The organism is Segatella copri (assembly GCF_009494835.1).
Classification (GTDB): Bacteria; Bacteroidota; Bacteroidia; order Bacteroidales; family Bacteroidaceae; genus Prevotella; species Prevotella copri_F.
Window position 1 is genome coordinate 101,737 of sequence record NZ_VZBE01000089.1, and the last position, 20,470, is coordinate 122,206.

The 20,470-nt window shown below is 45.3% G+C and carries 19 protein-coding genes; 8 read left to right on the forward strand and 11 right to left on the reverse strand.

Annotated elements, in window-relative coordinates; all coding sequences use genetic code 11:
- Window positions 1-46 precede the first annotated feature (46 nt).
- From F7D47_RS14335 to F7D47_RS14345, 3 genes are all read left to right on the forward strand, one after another.
- Complete coding sequence (locus F7D47_RS14335) at window positions 47-1,207, forward strand: PCMD domain-containing protein (RefSeq protein WP_194252611.1); 1,161 nt, start codon at window positions 47-49, stop codon at window positions 1,205-1,207.
- 94 nt (window positions 1,208-1,301) lie between these two features.
- Window positions 1,302-2,066, forward strand: coding sequence for a porin family protein (locus tag F7D47_RS14340; protein WP_153085472.1), 765 nt, complete (start codon window positions 1,302-1,304; stop codon window positions 2,064-2,066).
- A gap of 83 nt (window positions 2,067-2,149) precedes the next feature.
- A complete protein-coding gene (locus F7D47_RS14345; RefSeq protein ID WP_153085471.1) occupies window positions 2,150-3,724 on the forward strand; it encodes a calycin-like domain-containing protein in 1,575 nt (524 codons plus the stop codon).
- 250 nt (window positions 3,725-3,974) lie between these two features.
- Here the strand turns inward: F7D47_RS14345 and rplT are convergent, their stop codons facing one another.
- The 5 genes from rplT to thrS all read right to left on the reverse strand — a co-directional run bounded on the left by rplT (window position 3,975) and on the right by thrS (window position 8,208).
- Window positions 3,975-4,319, reverse strand: a complete 345-nt coding sequence (rplT, locus tag F7D47_RS14350; RefSeq protein WP_006846863.1) for a 50S ribosomal protein L20 — start codon at window positions 4,317-4,319, stop codon at window positions 3,975-3,977.
- Between the two features lie 39 nt (window positions 4,320-4,358).
- Complete coding sequence (rpmI, locus tag F7D47_RS14355) at window positions 4,359-4,556, reverse strand: 50S ribosomal protein L35 (protein WP_006846865.1); 198 nt, start codon at window positions 4,554-4,556, stop codon at window positions 4,359-4,361.
- Between the two features lie 77 nt (window positions 4,557-4,633).
- Window positions 4,634-5,320 (reverse strand): translation initiation factor IF-3, encoded by a 687-nt coding sequence (gene infC, locus F7D47_RS14360; RefSeq protein WP_117692814.1) that lies wholly within the window; start codon window positions 5,318-5,320, stop codon window positions 4,634-4,636.
- Window positions 5,321-5,645: 325 nt separating this feature from the next.
- Window positions 5,646-6,035: a GxxExxY protein gene (locus tag F7D47_RS14365; RefSeq protein WP_117586280.1), complete on the reverse strand. Its 390-nt coding sequence runs from the start codon at window positions 6,033-6,035 to the stop codon at window positions 5,646-5,648.
- A gap of 220 nt (window positions 6,036-6,255) precedes the next feature.
- Complete coding sequence (thrS, locus tag F7D47_RS14370) at window positions 6,256-8,208, reverse strand: threonine--tRNA ligase (RefSeq protein ID WP_153085470.1); 1,953 nt, start codon at window positions 8,206-8,208, stop codon at window positions 6,256-6,258.
- Window positions 8,209-8,493: 285 nt separating this feature from the next.
- On the opposite strand from thrS, the gene F7D47_RS14375 reads away from it, so the two are divergent.
- The gene (locus F7D47_RS14375) at window positions 8,494-9,525 is read left to right on the forward strand and encodes an asparaginase (RefSeq protein ID WP_153082043.1); all 1,032 of its coding nucleotides are present in this window, start codon (window positions 8,494-8,496) and stop codon (window positions 9,523-9,525) included.
- 672 nt (window positions 9,526-10,197) lie between these two features.
- Here F7D47_RS14375 and F7D47_RS14380 read toward each other — a convergent pair.
- A complete protein-coding gene (locus F7D47_RS14380) occupies window positions 10,198-11,775 on the reverse strand; it encodes a DUF4301 family protein (RefSeq protein ID WP_153085469.1) in 1,578 nt (525 codons plus the stop codon).
- Between the two features lie 676 nt (window positions 11,776-12,451).
- On the opposite strand from F7D47_RS14380, the gene F7D47_RS14385 reads away from it, so the two are divergent.
- Window positions 12,452-14,671, forward strand: coding sequence for a RelA/SpoT family protein (locus F7D47_RS14385; protein WP_118189910.1), 2,220 nt, complete (start codon window positions 12,452-12,454; stop codon window positions 14,669-14,671).
- 56 nt (window positions 14,672-14,727) lie between these two features.
- Here the strand turns inward: F7D47_RS14385 and F7D47_RS14390 are convergent, their stop codons facing one another.
- The 4 genes from F7D47_RS14390 to F7D47_RS14405 form a co-directional block, all read right to left on the reverse strand.
- On the reverse strand, window positions 14,728-16,692 hold the full coding sequence (locus tag F7D47_RS14390; protein ID WP_153085468.1) for a tetratricopeptide repeat protein: 1,965 nt from the start codon (window positions 16,690-16,692) through the stop codon (window positions 14,728-14,730).
- A gap of 104 nt (window positions 16,693-16,796) precedes the next feature.
- A complete protein-coding gene (def, locus tag F7D47_RS14395) occupies window positions 16,797-17,354 on the reverse strand; it encodes a peptide deformylase (protein WP_022121616.1) in 558 nt (185 codons plus the stop codon).
- Complete coding sequence (gene ruvX, locus F7D47_RS14400) at window positions 17,354-17,767, reverse strand: Holliday junction resolvase RuvX (RefSeq protein ID WP_118151877.1); 414 nt, start codon at window positions 17,765-17,767, stop codon at window positions 17,354-17,356. Before ruvX ends, def begins: the two co-directional genes overlap by 1 nt.
- Before the next feature lie 36 nt (window positions 17,768-17,803).
- Complete coding sequence (locus F7D47_RS14405) at window positions 17,804-18,289, reverse strand: SPOR domain-containing protein (RefSeq protein ID WP_153085467.1); 486 nt, start codon at window positions 18,287-18,289, stop codon at window positions 17,804-17,806.
- A 263-nt stretch (window positions 18,290-18,552) separates the two neighbouring features.
- Here F7D47_RS14405 and F7D47_RS14410 point away from each other — a divergent pair, with 263 nt between their 5' ends.
- The 3 genes from F7D47_RS14410 to F7D47_RS14420 are packed head-to-tail and all read left to right on the forward strand — an operon-like array spanning window position 18,553 to window position 19,413.
- Entirely contained in the window at window positions 18,553-18,765 is a 213-nt protein-coding gene (locus F7D47_RS14410; protein WP_006846877.1) for a YtxH domain-containing protein, read from the forward strand.
- Window positions 18,766-18,780: 15 nt separating this feature from the next.
- The gene (locus F7D47_RS14415; RefSeq protein WP_119229521.1) at window positions 18,781-19,134 is read left to right on the forward strand and encodes a phage holin family protein; all 354 of its coding nucleotides are present in this window, start codon (window positions 18,781-18,783) and stop codon (window positions 19,132-19,134) included.
- Window positions 19,135-19,149: 15 nt separating this feature from the next.
- A complete protein-coding gene (locus F7D47_RS14420; protein WP_153082039.1) occupies window positions 19,150-19,413 on the forward strand; it encodes a hypothetical protein in 264 nt (87 codons plus the stop codon).
- Window positions 19,414-19,671: 258 nt separating this feature from the next.
- Here the strand turns inward: F7D47_RS14420 and F7D47_RS14425 are convergent, their stop codons facing one another.
- The gene (locus F7D47_RS14425) at window positions 19,672-20,451 is read right to left on the reverse strand and encodes an MBL fold metallo-hydrolase (RefSeq protein WP_153085466.1); all 780 of its coding nucleotides are present in this window, start codon (window positions 20,449-20,451) and stop codon (window positions 19,672-19,674) included.
- Window positions 20,452-20,470 lie beyond the last annotated feature (19 nt).

Sequence of the window (20,470 nt, forward strand, 5' to 3'; positions counted from 1 at the left end):
AGAGAAACGATTCTCCAGATTACAAAAGGAAAAGAAAGTTCAAGATATGAAACAGTCAAGATTTATAGTAGCCGCTCTATCAATGAGTTGCATCACTACCCTCTCCTCGTGCTTCAAGGACGAACCCCTCAATGCCGAATGCGACATTGAGCAGGCCTTCATCCCCAACAACGGCAACTGGGAAGAATGCTTCCTCAAAGCCACAGATACCCTGCAGAACGTGATGTCTACGGAAAATGAAATCAGCTTCCTCGTAAAAAAGGGAACCGACCTATCGCACTTCGCACCGAAATTCCAGATTACACCAGGCGCTACCCTATCGCCTGCCAACGGTTCGGTGCAGGATTTCACCAACGGGCAAGTAACCTACACCGTTACTTCCGAGGATGGCAACTGGAAACGGCAGTACAGAGTGGGATTCACCTTCCCGCCCGTGGTTTACGAAGTGATGAAGTACGACTTCGAAAACTATTTCCTCAACGAAAACAAGCCCGTTCATAAATATTATGTCTGGAGCGACAAGAACGACGACGGTACGCTTGCCAACAACTGGGCTACGGGAAATCCGGGCTTCTACATGAGCCGAAAGTCTGCCAAGCCAGACCAATATCCATCGGTGCCTGTGGAGGAAGGCTACGACGGCGCCTGCGTGAAGCTCACCACCAGCGATACCGACCAGTTTGGCGCAATGGCCAAGATGCCTATCGCTGCGGGCAACCTCTTCATCGGAAAGTTCGACGTCAGTCAGGCACTGAAGGATGCTATGAAGGCCACCCAGTTTGGCGTGCCCGTAAGTTTCAAGCCTACCAAATTCAGCGGCTACTACCGATACAAGCGTGGCGATGTGTTCACCAACCGCCAGAAGAAGGTGGTGGAAGGCAAGAAAGACTACGGCACCATCTATGCCGTGTTCTACGACAACCACGACGCCGAGGGCAACAGCATCGTGCTCTATGGCGACAACGTGCAGACCAGCCCTCAGGTGGTGGCAATCGCCAAGGTGCCAGACATCGACGACACGCCCGAGTGGACCCATTTCGACCTCGACTTCGTTTATAAGAAGGAGGTGGATGCCCAGAAACTCAGAAACATGGGCTACAGCATGGCCATCGTCTGCTCATCGAGCGTAGAAGGCGCCTCGTTCATGGGAGCCATCGGAAGTACATTGTGGGTGGATCAGTTCCGCATCGCCTGCGAAAAGGAATAAATGATTCTGCCAAAGAAGATTCAATGAGAAGATCCTTACAAAGAAGATTCATTAAGAAGAGATTGAGAAGATTTAGAAAAAAGAAGACAAGACAATGAAAAAGTCATTCATCATATCAGCCGCAATCCTATGCCTCTGCTCTGCTGAGGCATGGGGACAGAATCTGGGAGAACTGCTCCACAAATTCACCTACCAGGCACGCATCGGCTACAACCTGGGTGGCACTGCCCCTATCGGCATGCCTGCCACCATCCGAACCCTCCACAGCTACACGCTGCAGCCTAACCTGCTGCTCGGCATCGACGCCCACTATCCCCTGGACAACAAGTGGGGATTGATGTTCGGTCTGCACTTCGAAGGCAAGGGCATGAAGATTGATGCGGGCGTAAAGAACTACCACATGACCATGGTGAAAGGTGGTGAGCAGCTGGATGGCGTGTTCACGGGCAACGTTATAACAACGGTTGACCAGAACCTCGCAACGATCCCAGTGCAAGCCACTTACGACGTTACGGAGAAGCTTCGCCTGAAGCTGGGTCCTTACTTCTCCTACGTCACCTCGCATAAGTTTGAGGGCAGCGCCTACGACGGTTATCTGCGCCAGGGCGACCCTACGGGGCCCAAGGTAGAACTGGGACATGAGGACGGAGAGCGTGGCGAATACGACTTCTCGGACGATATGCGCAACTGGCAGTTTGGCATCGACGTAGGTGCCGACTGGAATTTCTCGAAGCGCTGGGGCGTCTACGTGGGCTTAACCTGGGGCTTATCAGAAGTGTTCAAGAAAGACTTCCACGTGATAGAGCAGTCGATGTATCCCATCTACGGCACCATCGGACTGAGCTATCAGCTGAAATAGGAAATCTGCTCCAGAATATCTTATATATAATAATGTATAGGAGAGAAAAATCAATTATATCATAATAAAAGAAAGGAAAACTTATGAAGAATATTTTTACTTTAGTAGCAGCAGCACTCTGCTCTATGCAGATGATGGCAAAGGATTACACCTGCCCTCTCGTGGTAAACATGATGGGAACGGACATGCCTGTGGGCGACATCAAGGTGAACGTGGATGAGCAGAAAGACGGCAAATACACCATGAGCCTGCTCAACTTCAAGATGAACGATTTCATGCAGATTGGTAACATCGTTATCAAGGATGTAGAGGCTACCAAGTGTGGCAACGTCATCATGCTCAATGCAGCAAAGGATATCCAGATTACCAAGGGTGACGATGAGAACGTAGAATGGATGGGACCAGGTCTCGGCAACGTGAACATCCTCCTGAAGGGTGAACTGAAGGGCGACAATTTCAATGCCTGCCTCAATATTCCATTGGCTGGCAACATGATTGTAGGCGTAAAGCTGGGCAAGAATACCAACGAGATGGGCCAGTTGCCAAACGCCGGTTTCGAGAATTTCCACGAAGCATCCTATAGCAGCGCCAAGAGCCAGGAGCCTAACGGATGGCACTCTTTCATGAGCTCTACGGGCAGCATGGCAAGCATGGTTTCAGCAGCTATACATACCTATGCATCTTCTGAGGTGCGCGAGAACGCAGCAGAAGACAACAAGCAGTGTGTAAAGATTGTTTCTACTCCAGTGAAGGTGGGTTCAATTGTTGCAGCTTCTGCCAACGGTACCATCACCACCGGTCGTCTGAAGGCTGGCAGCATGACTGCATCAAGCAAGGACAACTGCTCATTCCTGGATTTCAGCTCTGCAGATGTGGATGCCAACGGCGATCCATTCTATGCTGTGCTCAACAATAAGCCTGATGCCATGAAGGTTTGGGTGAAGTTCAAGGCTGGCGACGGCAACAAGAATCCTAAGGCTACCATCAGTGCCCTCTTGACCAACGGCAACATGGTTCAGGACCCGGAGGACGACAAGTATGCAGCCAACATCATCGCCCGTGCCAACAACTCTTCTATCGAGAGCAAGGACGAGTGGCAGGAGATTACCATCCCATTTACATACGACAATGCTGAGGAAATGCCTAAGGCAGCCCTGGTTACCATGTCAACCTGCGCTGTGCCTAGCGGCGGCAGCAAGAGCGAGACCAATCCAGACGTTTTGTATGTAGACGATGTAGAGATGGTTTACAATGCTGATGTGAAGAAGGTTACCATGGATGGTAAGGACATCACAAACGAGTTTGATGAAGCCGGAGAATTGGAGATTGAAGGCTACAATAAGAATTTGGATATCAACAACTTCCAGTTGGAGGCTATCGGTGCTGGTGCCTACGTTACCAAGAAGATTACAACCGATAGTTTTGATACCTACGTAACCTTCACCGTTACTTCTAACGACCTGAAGAATTGCGTAACCCGTACCATCACCCTCAAGGATTACACCACTGGCATCAAGAACGTTGAGACCCTCACCCTGCCAAACGGTGTGAAAGCTATCTACAACATGGCTGGTCAGCAGGTTACAGACATGCAAAGTGGCCAAGTTTACATCGTAAAGTATACCAATGGTGAAACCAAGAAGATGATTAAGAAGTAATAGTTTTTTAAAACAGCAATAAAAAGACATGCGCCCCCCAGGACGCATGTTTTTTTATATATGCGAGATGAAATATGCAAGAATGGGATATGCAAGAATGAAAGTTGGAGAAAACAAAATACAGGAAGTGGAGAAAACAAAAATCCCCAGCCATCAAATGAATGATAGCTGGGGATTCAATCTTTTCAAAATCTAGAGGCTAAACTCCCTATGTGTTCTCACTAACACTATAAAAAATTTAGCGCTGGATTTACTTCACCTTTGCAACGATAGCCTTGAAAGCCTCAGGGTTGTTTACAGCGAGGTCAGCAAGAACCTTACGGTTAATCTCGATACCAGCCTTGTGAAGAGCACCCATCAACTGGCTGTAGCTCATACCATCGAGGCGAGCAGCAGCGTTGATACGCTGAATCCACAATGCGCGGAATGTGCGCTTCTTGTTACGACGATCGCGATAAGCGTAGGTAAGACCCTTCTCCCAAGTGTTCTTAGCTACTGTCCATACATTCTTGCGAGCTCCATAGTAACCCTTAGTGAGCTTCAAGATTCTTGTTCTTTTTGCTTTTGATGCAACGTGATTTACTGATCTTGGCATAATTTTTTTTCTTTAAAAGTTCGACTAAAAAGTTAATAATTAACGGAGGCAGAGCAAGTCGCGAACCTGCTTCAAGTTTGAACGGTCTACGAGAGTCTCACCAAGGAGATTTCTCTTCTGCTTCTTTGTCTTCTTAGTCAAGATGTGACTGTGAAAAGCGTGATGACGCTTAATCTTACCTGTACCGGTGAAACGGAATCTCTTCTTTGCGCCGGAATTAGTCTTTACTTTTGGCATTTTTACTTTTAATTTTAAATTGTTATTTATTATAGCGATGGCAACGCATATACCAGGGCGTTACGCATCTTTTTTTCTTAATCCTCTGTTCCTTCTGCGAGTTTCTTCAGGGCATCGCCGCCTTTAGCATTGGCGAGCAAGCCATTCTTCTCAGCATTAGCAGCGCGCTCTGCATCTGCAGCAGCCTTAGCTTCAGCCTCTCGCTTCTCACGGTCCATCTTCTGCTGGCTCTTCTTTGCAGTACCAGCCTTCTTAGGACTCATGTAGAGGAACATCTTCTTACCTTCAAGCTTTGGCATCTGCTCCACCTTTCCGTACTCTTCCAAATCATTGGCGAAACGGAGAAGAAGAACCTCACCCTGCTCCTTGAAGAGAATAGAGCGACCACGGAAGAAAACGTATGCACGAACCTTGTTACCCTCGTTGAGGAACTCCATAGCGTGCTTGAGCTTGAACTGATAGTCGTGCTCATCTGTCTGAGGTCCGAAACGGATTTCCTTGGTCTCCACCTTTACCTGCTTCTGCTTCATTTCCTTTGCATGCTTCTTCTGCTGGTAAAGGAATTTAGAATAGTCAACTATACGGCAAACTGGTGGTTGCGCATTAGGAGATATCTCGACTAAGTCAAGCTCTTGCTGACGTGCCAACTCCAACGCCTTACGTGCTGGCATCACTTCTGCTCCACCATCACTCACTACTCTCACGTCGCGTGCACGAATCTGTTCGTTTACGCGGTACTGATTTTTCATTTTGTCATTTTTCATTAACTATTCGATATATTCTTTTTTGTCTTTTTGATTAAACGGCTGCAAAGTTACGATTATTTTGTGAAACCGCCAAATTTTCAGTGGGTTATTTTTAATTTTCCCCACAGATTCTTTGTTTTTCCCACAGAATTATTGTTTAAGTCCCACAGATTGATGTTTTTATGTCCCACAGATTTCACAGATTTACACAGATCTTTATGATAAAGAACAAAATCTGTGTAAATCTGTGAAATCTGTGGGACTTAAACTATAATTCTGTGGGACGTAAAAACATCAATCTGTGGGACGTAAAGACATCGATTTGCGGGATTAAGAAAAACATTCAATCCATGGGAGTATATCCATTGACTTTACGGAAGATTGATTTTCGTATATCTGTGGTGGAAAAATTGACCAATATTCCAAGATGCTTCTTCGCCACACGCAAATACGTAAGCAATTGCTTATGAAAGACATCTTTCATTTCTGCCACAGACTTCAGTTCGACTATGACTTTATCTTCTACAAGAATATCCAGACGGAAATCTACAGGCAAAACCTTACCATCATACATGACATCCAACTTTACCTGATTCTCTACCCTAAGTCCATCTTTGCGCAACTGATAGCACAGAGCTGCTTCATAAACCGACTCAAGTAAACCTGGTCCCAATTCATTATAAACCTTATAAATAGCTCCAATGATCTTATAAGATATCTCATTTTCTGTCATAACCAAACGATTTTAAAATCCTCCTTAACAAAAAAAATCTCCCACAGACGTCACAGTTGTTACAGATATTCAACAGAACACACAAAAATCTGTGTAAATCTGTGAAATCTGTGGGACTAAACCCTCAACACAAAAAATCTGTGGGACAGAGCCCTCAACAGAAAAAATCTGTGTAAATCTGTGAAATCTGCGGGAGATTAGAAAATATCAATCTGCGGGATTACTCCTCAGCTGCCTTCAATTGCTCTGCAACCTCGGCATTGATGCGCTGAGCGAACTCTTCCATGCTCATGGTAGCCTGTTCGCCACCACCCTGCTTACGCATAGATACCAAGCCCTCGGCACTCTCCTTCTCACCAACGATGACCATGTAAGGAACACGCTTCAACTCGTTGTCGCGAATCTTGCGGCCAATCTTCTCGTTACGGTCATCAACCAAAGCACGAACGCCCTGCTTGTCAAGATACTGACGTACCTTCTGAGCATAATCGTTGAACTTCTCTGAGATAGGAAGAATAGCAACCTGGTCTGGAGTCAACCACAATGGGAAGTGACCGGCGGTATGCTCGATGAGAACGGCTGTGAATCGCTCCAGTGAACCGAATGGTGCACGGTGGATCATCACAGGAGTCTTCTTAGAGTTATCCTCGGCTGTATACTCCAACTTGAAACGCTCAGGCAAGTTGTAATCCACCTGGATGGTACCCAACTGCCAACGACGACCGATGGCATCCTTTACCATGAAGTCGAGCTTAGGACCATAGAAGGCAGCCTCGCCAACCTCCTCGCGTGTCTCAAGGCCCTTCTCCTTGCAAGCCTCGCGGATAGCATTCTCGCTCTCTTCCCAAATCTCATCAGAACCGATATATTTCTCTGTATCCTTAGGATCGTGAAGAGAAATCTGTGCCTCGTAGTTCTCGAAACCGAAGATCTTGAATACCTTCAGGATTACGTCGATTACATTCTCGAACTCAGACTTCACCTGATCTGAACGAACGAAGATGTGAGCATCATCCTGAGTAAATGTACGAACACGAGTCAAACCATGGAGCTCACCGCTCTTCTCATAGCGGAATACGGTACCGAACTCAGCGATACGCAAAGGAAGATCCTTGTAAGAACGAGGCTTACGAGCGTAGACCTCGCAGTGGTGAGGACAGTTCATTGGCTTGAGCATATACTCCTCATCCTCCTCAGGAGTCTGGATAGGCTGGAATGCATCCTTGCCATAGTGAGCATAGTGACCAGATGTTACATAGAGACTCTTGCCACCGATACCTGGGCAGATAACCTCCTGATAGTTGTAAGGCTTCAGGAGAGAACGGAGCAACTCCTGCAAGCGGAGACGGAGCTGAGTGCCCTTTGGCAACCAGATAGGAAGACCCTTTCCTACACGCTCAGAGAACATGAAGAGTTCCATCTCCTTACCAATCTTACGGTGGTCACGCTTCTTAGCCTCTTCGAGAATTACCAAGTACTCGTCGAGCATCTTCTTCTTAGGGAAGCTGATACCGTAGATACGGGTCATCTGCTCGCGCTTGGAATCACCGCGCCAGAAAGCACCAGCCACACTAGTAATCTTCACTGCCTTGATAAGGCCAGTGTTCATCAAATGAGGACCACGGCAAAGGTCGGTGAAATTGCCCTGGGTATATGTGGTGATGGTACCATCCTCCAAGTCCTGCTCAATATGCTCGCACTTGTAAGTCTGACCGTCAGCCTTGAACTCAGCGAGAGCATCAGCCTTAGCCACCTCCTTGCGAACCACAGGTTCGTTCTTCTTGGCAAGTTCCATCATCTTAGCCTCAATCTTGGCGAAGTCATTCTCTGAAATCACCTGACCCTCGGCTGGCATCACGTCGTAGAAGAAACCACTCTCTACGGCAGGACCGAAACCGAACTGGATGCCTGGGTAAAGCTCCTGAAGAGCCTCAGCCAACAAGTGGGCAGATGTATGCCAGAATGTGTGCTTACCCTGCTCATCCTCAAACTTGTAGAGTTCTACATTTGCATCCTCATTGATAGGACGGTTCAACTCTACTGTCTCACCATTAACACCGCAAGATACAACGTTGCGAGCGAGAGCCGGTGAGATGCTCTCGGCGATTTGTAAGCCAGTTACGCCCTGTTCATACTCACGAACAGATCCGTCTGGGAATGTGATTTTTACCATAACAACTTAGTATTTTTATTAAATCGCCTGCAAAAGTACGATTTCTTTTTGTAACAAGCGAATAAAAATGCATTTATTTTGCTAAACTTTGCTAATACCTCTTTATATTAAGGGCTTTTAAGACCGAAAATGCTGAGATATTGAAGTTTTCATCTGCTTTTCTACCAACATTTCGTAACACTTTGTAAAATTCAGATACATTTTTAGCCAATAAGTTTTGGAGAAACAAATATTTTCATTATCTTTGCATCCGATAACGTGACAAAATGTAAAGAAACATAGAAAATGGCAAAACCAAAGATTCTCATCATCTATACCGGTGGTACCATCGGTATGGGAAAGGACCCGATGACAGGTGTACTGGAACCTCTTGATTTCAATCACCTCGTTTCTTCCATGCCCGAATTCAAGCTCATTCAGGCAGAAATCGATGTGCGAAAATTCGACCCACCTATCGATTCCAGCGACATGGATCCTATGCGCTGGGCAGAAATCGTAAGCATGATATCCAACAACTACAACAACTATGACGGATTCGTAATCCTTCATGGCACCGATACAATGGCTTACACTTCATCTGCCTTGTCCTTCATGCTTGAGAATCTGACCAAGCCTGTAATATTGACGGGTAGCCAGCTGCCTATCGGTGAATTGCGAACCGACGGCAAGGAGAATCTGATGACAGCCATAGAGATTGCTTCTGCCAAGAATGCCGAAGGACGCCCGATGGTGCCCGAGGTATGCATTTTTTTCAACGGCAAGCTGATTCGCGGTAACCGTGCCATCAAGATCAATGCCGAGGGATTTCATGCTTTCGATTCATTCAACTACCCTCACCTCTGCGATGTAGGAATCAATTTCCAATATCACGACCATCACATTCTTACGCCGGATTACAGAAAGCCAATGGTTCCACATCTGAAGCTCGATCCGAACGTCATCGTGTTCAGTCTCTTCCCGGGTATCCAGGATAACATTGTGCGCCACGTGATGGAATCACCAGACCTCCGTGGTATTGTGATGCGTACTTTCGGTTCAGGCAATGCTCCTCACACGCCATGGATCATGCGTCTTCTGGATCAGGCTGCCCATCGCGGAGTAAACATCGTGAATATCAGCCAATGTCTTACGGGCAGTGTAGAGATGGAACGCTACGGAGCCGGCTTCCAGTTGAAAGCTGCTCATGTGATAAGCGGATACGATTCTACGGTAGAGGCTATGGTCACCAAGATGATGTATCTGCAGGGAAGATATGCAGACAACAAAAAGGTAAGAGAAAAACTGACCGAATCTCTGGCGGGCGAAATCTCTATATAGTATAAGGTGAAATCTTCATCCATATAATGAAGCAATGGAAGTAAATGACAGCCTCCTAATAGTGTATACGATTAAGCTATAGATTAGAAGGCTGTCATTTACCCGCTCATTATGAGGTATTTAGCGAAAACAAACAAAAATATTCTACTAAAACAGAATAGTATTGCAGGAAATATGCAGAAAACTTTTAAAGAAGGTTAAATATCAACAGATTTTTAGCCAAAAAACTTGTTGCATATCATTTTTTGTGTAACTTTGCAACGTAGAAAAAAGTAAAAGATCAGTATCCTTATTAGATACCAATCCGTAATATAAATTAATAAATCAACAAAACCTACAAATTATGAACATTAACAAGGTAAAGGAGTATGGTGAGTTCGTAGAAATTACGGCTCCTGTAGAAAGAACAACAGCTGAAGAGTATCCAACAGTATTAGGCGGAGAAATTTGGTACAACTAAGAACTTCCTGCTAAGGATTCCTATCCTTTGTATCAGATAGTTTTCCTTTAGCAGAACAGAAGCAAAAGGCTATTTTATTTGATTCAGAACATCTTATAATTTTTAGCAGACACATTAATAGCTCAATGATAAAGGCTCAATCCTCGAATAAAATCGGGAACTGAGCCTTTATTGTGTTTATATCTTACCATCGAGATATACGGAATCGGAAATTAGTGCTTACCACAGCAACCGCCCTCTCCGTGATGATGCCCGTGCTTGATGCCACCCTCTACAGCCTGATGCTGGTCGCGGAGCAGATCGTTCACGGTCTTCACTGGGTTGAATGTACCGAGAGGAACCTCTACGAATACTGTATTCCAGTCACTCATCGCACCATTCCAGAGACCTGGCAACTCGAGTGCCTTCAAATCCTTACCATTCTTACTCTTGCTGGAGATGAAACCGGTAGATGGGTCAACGAACTTAGGTAGATCGAAGGCATTGCCCTGATAATCCTTGGTAGCACAAACGAGGTCAACCGGATTGAAGTGAGTACCCTCGGTGAACATCTTCATATACTCCTCGTTATTCTTGTCAATCTGAGAGCTCTCCAAAATCTGAAGGCTTACGGTACCATCCTGGTTATAAGTAAGGAATGGACCACCACCAGGCTCGCCTACGTTCTTAACGACACCGCAGACACGCATAGGACGGTTCAACTTCTTACGCAGATAGATAACCAGTTCGGCATCCTCCAGCTCCTTGATATCAGCCTTGCGGCAGCAGAGGTCGCGCTGAACGAAGCGGATAATCTCCTCCAGCTTCTCATGGTTGTACTGACCAGAATCTAAAACCTTCAGATAATTGAAAGCCTGCTTCTGCAGAGTAACCAATACACCTGCAATCACCTGCTTCCAGGTAACAGTCTCAGCCTTCAGGCGATCAGGAACCACATTGTCAATATTCTTGATGAATATCACATCAGCATCAATCTCATTGAGGTTCTCGATGAGTGCGCCATGACCGCCCGGACGGAACAGCAATGAGCCATCCTCGTTACGGAATGGAGTATTGTCTGGATTGGCAGCGATGGTATCGGTGCTAGGCTTCTGCTCTGAGAATGAGATATTAAACTTGATGCCGTAGCGCTGTGCATACTTATCTGCCTTCTCAGCTACCATCTGCTTGAAGAGTTCCAGGTGGTCGTGAGAAACGGTGAAATGAACGTTTGCCTCGCCGTTGCTGCTTGCATAGAGCGCAGCCTCAACCAGGTGCTCCTCCATTGGAGTGCGAACCTCATCCTCATACTCGTGGAACTGGAGTAACCCCTTAGGCAACTGTCCGTAGTTCAATCCCTCTGGCTTGAGGAGATTAGCCACGACAGCCTTGTAATCGCCCTTCTTGACAAGGCACATGATACCCTTCTCGTTGTTTACATGGCACTTATCACAGAGTGCCTTGCGGAAAGCAAACTTCTTGATATTCTCGAAGAATTGTTTTTCGAAGTCAGTAGTAGGAACATCGTATGGAGCATCGAGGAATGCAAACATGTTCTTGAACATGCGGCTAGCCGCACCTGAAGCAGGTACGAACTTCACAATCTTGTGACCCTCAGCCTTGTAGTCGTTCCACGCCTTCTCGTAGTTCTCTACTTCCTGAGCTGTAGGAGCCATGATACCCTTACCGATGGCAGCCGCACCCTCGAGTTTGAGGAATGGGAAGCCATTCTTGATTTGTTCCAACTGGTGTTCAATCTGCTGCTCGGAGATACCGCGCGCAGAGATTTGGTTTAGATCTTGCTGATTCATAATACCATATTTATGTTAAATTTACACTATATGTGCTACAAAGATAATAGTTTTTTCTGATAATCAGAAATATTTCCGCTTTTTTTTGTACCTTTGCATTGAAAATTTAACGAAGTAGGCGTTTTTTAACGCCGAATCGCCATTGTTTGTCAAATTTAAAATAGAATATTGCAACATGGTTAGTAAATTAGCAAAAGAGCACGACAGAAGAACGTTGCTATCAACGTATCTGTACGGAGTATCAAACTTATTCATTAGTGGAACCGGAATTGGAGGGTTTTCCCCCTTGGTTACCGGCGAAACTATTGGCATTTACAATATCCTCTTCTTAGTACTGGGCATTGCCTCAGCACTCTTCCTTGCCTATAGTGCTAACAGAGTGATGAAGTATAACGATAAAAAATAATAATTATGGAGTTAATAACAATATTTATGGGGCTGAGTGCCGTAATTAGCGCCAGCTTCGCCATCTGGCTCAACACAAAATCAGGTCAGAAGTGGATAGACAGTTTATAACATATAGTATAAGTATTATGGAAGGATTTGCTTTAGTAATGTGTATAGGAGCTGTTATTGGTATGAGCTTAGCCATTTGGAGCTACACCAAATCTGGACAGAAATGGATAGACGAGTTATAATGACTCAATAAATATATCATCAGCAGGAGGGAACGACAATGAACGAAACACCTTTTAAATTCACATCCGAAGAAAAGGAACAGACACTCCAGATACTAGAGCGCCTGAGAACCGCCGTGGGCGATACATTCAAGCCAGGCGATGAGCAGCATCTGCGTGAAGACATACAGCATGCCTTCATCAACCATCAGATCAAGCGCAATGTCTTCGGTATGAACCCAATACTCGCTGCCCTGCAAACCGCAGAAATCGCAGTAAACGAGATAGGTCTGAAACGAGATGGCATCATCGCCATCCTGATGCAGACCAGCGTCATCGATGGCTATCAGACCATCGAAGAGATACAGAAGAAATACGGAGATAGCGTAGCCCACATTATCAGTGGTCTGCTTCGCATCCACGATTTATATAAGCGCAACCCTATCATCGAGAGCGAGAACTTCAGAAATCTGCTTATCTCATTCTCTGAGGATATGCGCGTCATCCTCATCATGATAGCCGACCGCGTGAATGTGATGAGACAGATACGCGATACCGAACAAAAAGAGGCAAAGCATGAAGTAAGCGAAGAGGCAAGCTACCTCTATGCTCCACTCGCCCACAAACTGGGACTCTACAAACTGAAGAGCGAACTGGAAGACCTCAGTCTGAAGTATCTCGAGCACGATGCCTACTATATGATAAAGGACAAACTGAACGCCACCAAGGCTTCGCGCGATGCCTATATTGCCCGCTTCATCCAGCCAATCCAGGAAAAGCTCGATGCTGCCGGTCTGAAATATCACATGAAAGGCCGCACCAAGAGTATCCACTCCATCTGGCAGAAGATGAAGAAGCAGAAGTGCGCCTTCGAGGGTGTATACGATCTCTTTGCCATCCGTATTATCCTCGATGCACCAAGAGAGAAAGAGTATATGCAGTGCTGGCAGACCTTTGCCCTCATCACCGACATGTATCAGCCAAACCCAAAGCGTATGCGCGACTGGCTCAGCGTGCCTAAGAGCAACGGTTATGAAAGTCTGCATACCACCGTACTGGGTCCTGAAAACAAATGGGTAGAGGTACAGATCAGAACCGAACGCATGGACGATATTGCAGAGCACGGACTTGCTGCTCACTGGCGCTACAAGGGTATCAAGCAGGGAGAAGGCGGTATTGACGAATGGCTTGCCAATATCCGTGCTGCCCTGGAAAGCAACGATGATCTGCAGCTGATGGACCAGTTTACCACCGACCTGAAGGAAGACGAAGTATACGTGTTCACTCCAAAGGGCGACCTGCTGAACTTCCAGAAGGGAGCCACGGTACTCGACTTTGCCTACTATATCCACTCCCGCATCGGCAATACCTGCGTGGGCGGAAAGATTAACGGAAGAGCCGTCACCTTCCGACAGGAACTCCATTCGGGAGATCAGGTAGAAATCCTCACACAGAGCAACCAGAAGCCACGCCGCGAATGGCTCAACATCGTGCAGACATCCAAGGCTAAGGCCAAGATTCGTCTAGCGCTGAAGGAAACCCAGAAGAAGGACGGCCTCTATGCCAAGGAACTTCTGGAACGCCGATTCAAGAACAGAAAACTGGATATTGATGAGAGCATCATGGCGCGCATCATCAAGAAAATGGGATATAAGGAGAACTCAGACTTCTATAAGGATGTAGCCGAGGAGAAAATCGACGTGAACAGCATCATCGAGAGATACATAGAGGAGCGCGACCACGACCTGAACCTCGCCAATACCAACAAGCCTGCAGAAAGTGCAGAGAATTTCGAGTTTGAGAATCCTACCGAGGAACTGATGAAGCAGAGCGACGATGTGCTGGTTATCGATGAGCACCTCAAGGGCATCGATTTCGAACTGGCTCATTGCTGCCACCCTATCTACGGCGACCCAATCTTCGGATTCGTTACCATCAGCAAGGGTATCAAGGTACATCGCATGGATTGTCCTAACGCCAAGGAACTGCGCCGCCGTTTCGGTTACCGCATCGTGAAGGCGAAATGGAGCGGCAAGGGAACATCCAAGTATGCCATCACGCTCCGCATCATCGGAAACGACGATATCGGTATTGTGAGCAACATCACCAACATCATTTCCAAGGAAGACAAACTCATCATGCGAGGCATCAACATCTCTTCCAAGGATGGTCTCTTCTCTGGCAATGTTACCGTAATGATTGATGATGCCGGCAAAACTGATGCACTCATCAAGAAACTGAGCGCAGTGAAGGGCGTTAAGCAGGTAACGAGAATATAAAACCGGAATACAGAAATACATAAAAAAATCCCGCAGATTTTCTCTGCGGGATTTTTTTATTTCGACTTATTCAAGCGCTTGATCACAGAATAAGCATCATACAAACCAAGTTCTCCTGCCTTTGAAAGATCCTGGATGGCAGTCTGCTTGTTGCCACTCTTGGCTCGTGCTATACCTCTATTATAATAAGCCTCTGCAAGGCGGTTATCAATTCTCAAGGCAATGGTATAATCATCTATTGCCTTTGAAAGTTCGTTTCTGCCTGCATGAAGATTACCTCTATTATAATAGATGTAAGCATTGTTGCTGTTCTGGCGGATGGCATCACTGAAATCAGCCTCGGCAGAATGGATATTCAGAACACCCTTGCCCTCAGCCTTGTTAAATTCATCCATCTCAGCCTGGCAGACAGCACGCTGCCAGTAAGCCAAAGAGTTCTTGTCATCGAGCGAGATATAATAGGTAAAATCACTGATGGCAGCCTCAAAATCACGAAGTACACTATGAGCGATGGCCCTGCGCATCAGGAGACGTTTTCTGGTTTCATTATCGCTCGCCACACTCAACTCTGCCGAAAGTTTATCAATCATCGAGAATATCTTCATAGAACCATTCTCATCGAGTTGCTCCTTACTGCAAACGATATAAACCTTGTCTGCCTTGGTATGCTGATTGAGCGCATCAACCTCCTTGTCATAAGCCTGAACTCCATTTACATTCTGATTGTTTGGGAAATAAGAGAGCTGATACATCGGCAGGAAGGCGGTTTCTACCAGACGGTTCTGAACCTTACCACGATACTCGCTCTTATAGTTGTGTTCATACTTCGGTTCGTCATCTACTACCAGCGAAGCAAACTTATTCGGGTCAACCTCAGAGCGCTTACGCATCTCCTTCTTGGTCTTTGCGCTCCATCTCGGCTGGATACCGATATGCTTGTTCATCTGTGCCTTGAAGATACGGAATTCATCCATCTCTGCCTTAGCTGTCATGCCCAGGCGTCGGTAACAGCTGGCACGGTTAGACAAACCGGTCCAGAAGTTAGGGAACTGGTTGATAACCATAGTATAATCCCTGATGGCTGCTCTCAGATTACCGGTCTTGTCATGCAATAGAGCTCGGTTGAAGATAGCCATGAAGTTCTGGGGTTCCATCTTGATAATGAAGTCGAAATCGGTGATAGCCCGGTTATCATCACCCAACTGTACACGCATCAGTCCTCTATTATAATGAGCCAGGAAATTGTTCGGATCCAGCTCAAGGGCATTGTCATAATCGCTCATCGCCCCCCTGAGGTTATTTAGATTAATACGCGCCAAAGCACGGTTAATGTAACTGTTCACATTGTTAGGTTTGAAATGCAGACTCTTGGTCAGCGCCTCATCAGCCGTTTTCCATTCCTTTCTAGCCAGCGCCATATAGGCACGCGTAGTCCAGGCATCCCCATCATACGGATTGAGCTGCAAACTCTTGTCTAGCCATTTCTCAGCCTGCACGGTATCTTTCTGATGCAGATACACTTCAGCCTTGAGCGAATAAGCATTCGACCAGTCTTTCCATTTTCCCACGATGGTATCCAGTTCCTGCTGCGCCGCCTCATACTTTTTGTTTTCCATCTGGCAGATAGCCCGGTTGAACCAGTAATTTCGGTTGCGCGGTTCCAGTCTGATAGCCTCATTATAGTCAGCTATCGCATCATCAAACCTGTTTTGTCTGATGCGACAGATGGCTCTCAAGTCATAAATATCATTGATATAGGGATTGAGATGCAACGCCTCGCTGGCATCACTTTCGGCACCCGTAAAGTCATCCAGATTAAATTTTGCCACACTGCGGTAATACCAAGGCTCATACAGATAAGGCTTGGCACCTATAGCCAGATTAAAATACTTGATTGAAAGGACGAAATCCTCATAATACAATGCACTCCGACCGGCCGTAACAAGTCGGTCTACACGATATTGGGCAGAAGCCGACATGGCGCCCATTACCATAAAAAGAACTAAGAGAATCTTCTTCATCTGTTCGTAACTCTCTGAAATAAAACCTATTGAATGTAGAATAAAAAAATATAGTAAGCCCAATCGTCACGATTACCATGAAGCTTACTATATTTTCGGAAGAACTATCGACGTATCTTAGTACGATAGGCAGCACGGAAATTGCCCTTGATGATACTCTTGAGCTTTCCTGCTATCATGTTCTTGCGAAGAGGAGACACACGGTCAACAAACATTGTACCCTCCAAATGGTCGAATTCATGCTGCATCACGCGAGCCAGATATCCCCCTATCCACTCATCATGTTCATTAAAATCCTCATCCATATACTTTACATGGATGCGTGTAGGACGAACCACCTTCTCATTGATACCAGGAATAGAAAGACATCCCTCTTCAGAAGAGTCGGTATTTTCCTCATCGCGCTCTAGGATATGGGCATTGATGAAAGCATGACGGAATCCTTTATACTCAGGAAAATCCTCGCTGAGCACATCCAGGTCGATAACAACGAGGCGGATAGGCAAGCCAATCTGAGGTGCAGCCAGTCCGATGCCGTTGCTGGAATCAAGGGTTTCGTACATATTATTAATCAACACCTTGAGATCTGGATAATCAGGTGTAATATCTTCAGCCACTTTTCTCAGCACTGGCTGACCATAAATATAAATCGGTAAAATCATTATCTTCTTGATTGCAAATAATCCTGTAATATGATGGTAGCACTTATCTCGTCTACCAATCCTTTATTTTCTTTTCTCACTTTCTTCTTTACACCTCCATCTATCATGGCTCTATGTGCCAGGACTGATGTAAATCTCTCGTCATAATATTCAATTGGAATTTCAGGATGAGCCTTTCGCCAACGGTTGTAGAAGTTTTCTACTCTTGTCAGGTTTTCACTTGGCTGCCCGTTAGGTTGCATCGGTTTTCCGATAACAATGCGCTCCACCTGTTCTTTCTGAATATAAGTTTCGATATAAGTGAAAAGTTCATGTGTAGAAACTGTGGCCAACCCATTGGCAATAATCTGCAATGGGTCGGTCACAGCCAGTCCGGTACGTTTCTTACCGTAATCTATAGATAAAATTCGCATTAATCTACGGATATCTTATCCTTATATAATATCAGATTACTTCTTAAGGAGTAACCAAGCATCAGGATACTTACCAGCGCGAAGCTGATTGCGGCTCTTGACAGCAGCAGCCTTATCAGCAAATGTAGAAGCTACCACGCGATACATGTTACGCTCTGTGTTCAGGGCGATCTGAGCATCGTAGCCAGCGCTCTTCAATGTACTACCCAATCCCTCAGCGTTAGCCTTGAGAGAGAAAGAACCAACTACTACGCTATAGCTTGACAAGCCAGAACCAGAGATGAGAGAAACATCCTCAGAACGAACAGTAGCATTATCAACCTCTGTCTGCTCATCAGAAGGAGCCTGAGTCTCGAGAGGAGCTACAACTGGTTCCTGAGCAACAGGAGCCTGAGCTGCCTGCTGTTCCTGCTGCTGAGCCTTCTCATATGCCTTCTTGTATGCACTTTCCTTAGATGTACCACAACTTGCGAGCGCCAAAACTGCGCACATTCCCATGCTTAATACTGTAATTTTCTTCATAATTCTTATTCGTTTTATTGTTTATTATTGTTGTTCATTCAATATAAATTTCGCGTTATGCGTTTTTTACTCTGCGAAAATACAAAAAAATGCCCGAAAAACGAAGAATATGCCGCCTAAAGTTTGTTAAATAAGGCTATTAAAACATTTTTAATGAAAAATTAAGGCTAAAAGGCTTGTTTTTTAAAGAGAATTTAGTATATTTGCATTGTCAAATGAAAATGACAAGAAGATAATCGTTTAACGTTTAAAATTTATAGCATATGAAAACATTAGGTTACATTGGTGCTTTCCTCGGCGGTGCTATCGCCGGTACAGCACTCGGTTTGATTTTCGCTCCTGAGAAGGGTGAGGATACACGTAGTAAGATTGCAGGTGCAGTAGACGATTTCTGCAAGAAGCACGACATCAAGTTGAGCCGTAAGGACGTTGATGATCTGGTTGACGATATCAAGGACGCTGCTCCTGAGGTTTAATCATCACCTATCATGATGTTCTCTAACGATAAAAATGTAGAAACTATCGGGCAGCTCATTGAGGTGCTTAAACATTACATCGGGCTTCAGAGCGAATTTCTGAAGCTCGATGTTGTGGATAAGGTGGTACGCCTGCTTACCGTCATTACCATGACGGTGGTACTTCTGGGCTTACTTACGCTTACCCTCATTTACCTATCCTTTGGCGCTGCTTTTGCATTGGCAGACTTAATAGGTAGTCTGACTTTCGGATTCTGCATTGTTGCTGCAGTATACCTATTTATATTAATATTATTTGTAATTTTCCGCCATAAGTGGATCGAGAGACCATTGGTCAGATTTCTGGCCAGCCTCTTAATGGAAAAATAACCTCCTTTTCGCAACATGACAAATCATTCAGAAATCACAGAATATAATTCCTTAAACGATATCCGACTCAAAAAAGAGGCGATACGCAAGGAAATTGATGCCGATGATGCCAAGATTCAGACTTTATGGAACTCGATTTTCACAAAACCTGAAATCCTGTCACGCAATGCGAGTCCTAGCAAGCGACTGCAGAGTTTGCTGCAGGTGGGAGCAGGAGCATTCGACGGTGCACTGTTGGCTTGGAAACTTTACCGGAGATTCAAACCTCGGAAGAGATGAATCATATACCGTTTTGGGGAAAGGAAAGATGCCTTGAAAAAAAAGTATTTTTTAGTCACCCAAAAGGGCATAAAAACAAAAAAGGGTCGCCGCTGCGACCCCAATACCTTGTTAACCTTAAATCTAATACTATGAAAAACACACATGCAAATATAGAAATAATCTATGATACTCGCAAATTTTTCTTAGCAAAAGACCTATTATTTTAATTTAATTAACTTTTACCAACCAGTTTTTAAACCTTTTTTCAATAAAAGTTCATCTATTTTCTACATATATCTCCATTCCATCGAAGCCAAATTCAAAGCCTTCGGGCAGCCTTTTATTCGCCTCATCGTGAAAACCTATCTGATGAGTCACATGGATAAAATAAGTATGTTTTGCTCCTATCCTGCGCGACACCTCAATAGCATCAGATACAAGCTGATGGCTGTGATGTGTTTTCTCAAATCTGAGTGCGTTAATTACGAGTGTTTCCACACCATCCAAATAAGCATATTCTTCATCACCCATAGATTTCATATCAGTAATATAGGCAAACTTACCAAACCGATAGCCGAGAATAGGCATCTTATCGTGCATCACACGGATAGGAACAAACTCAATGTCACCTATCTGATAATGCTCATGCGGATGAATGGTATGCAATTTGAGTTTCGGAGCTCCCGGATAGAGTTTTTCCGCATCTTTCGGAAAGCAGTAAGGCATCGTATGAGGCAGCCCCGCTGTAACGATTTCATCACCATAGATATTGATGTCGCCAAAAATACAGAAAGGGCGCAAATCATCAATACCACCTACATGGTCGTAATGGATATGCGTAATCAGTACACCATCAATCTTCCTGAAAGGCACACGCAACAACTGCTGTCGGATATCAGGTCCGGCATCTATCAGAATACGGGTATTCTCCGTTTCTATCATTGCTGCACTGCGCAATCTTTTATCATGCGGATCCGTACTTCGGCACACTTCACAGTTACACCCCAACGAAGGAACACCGCCCGATGTGCCTGTACCTAATAAAGTTACCTTCATTAATTATCAAATATTTTTC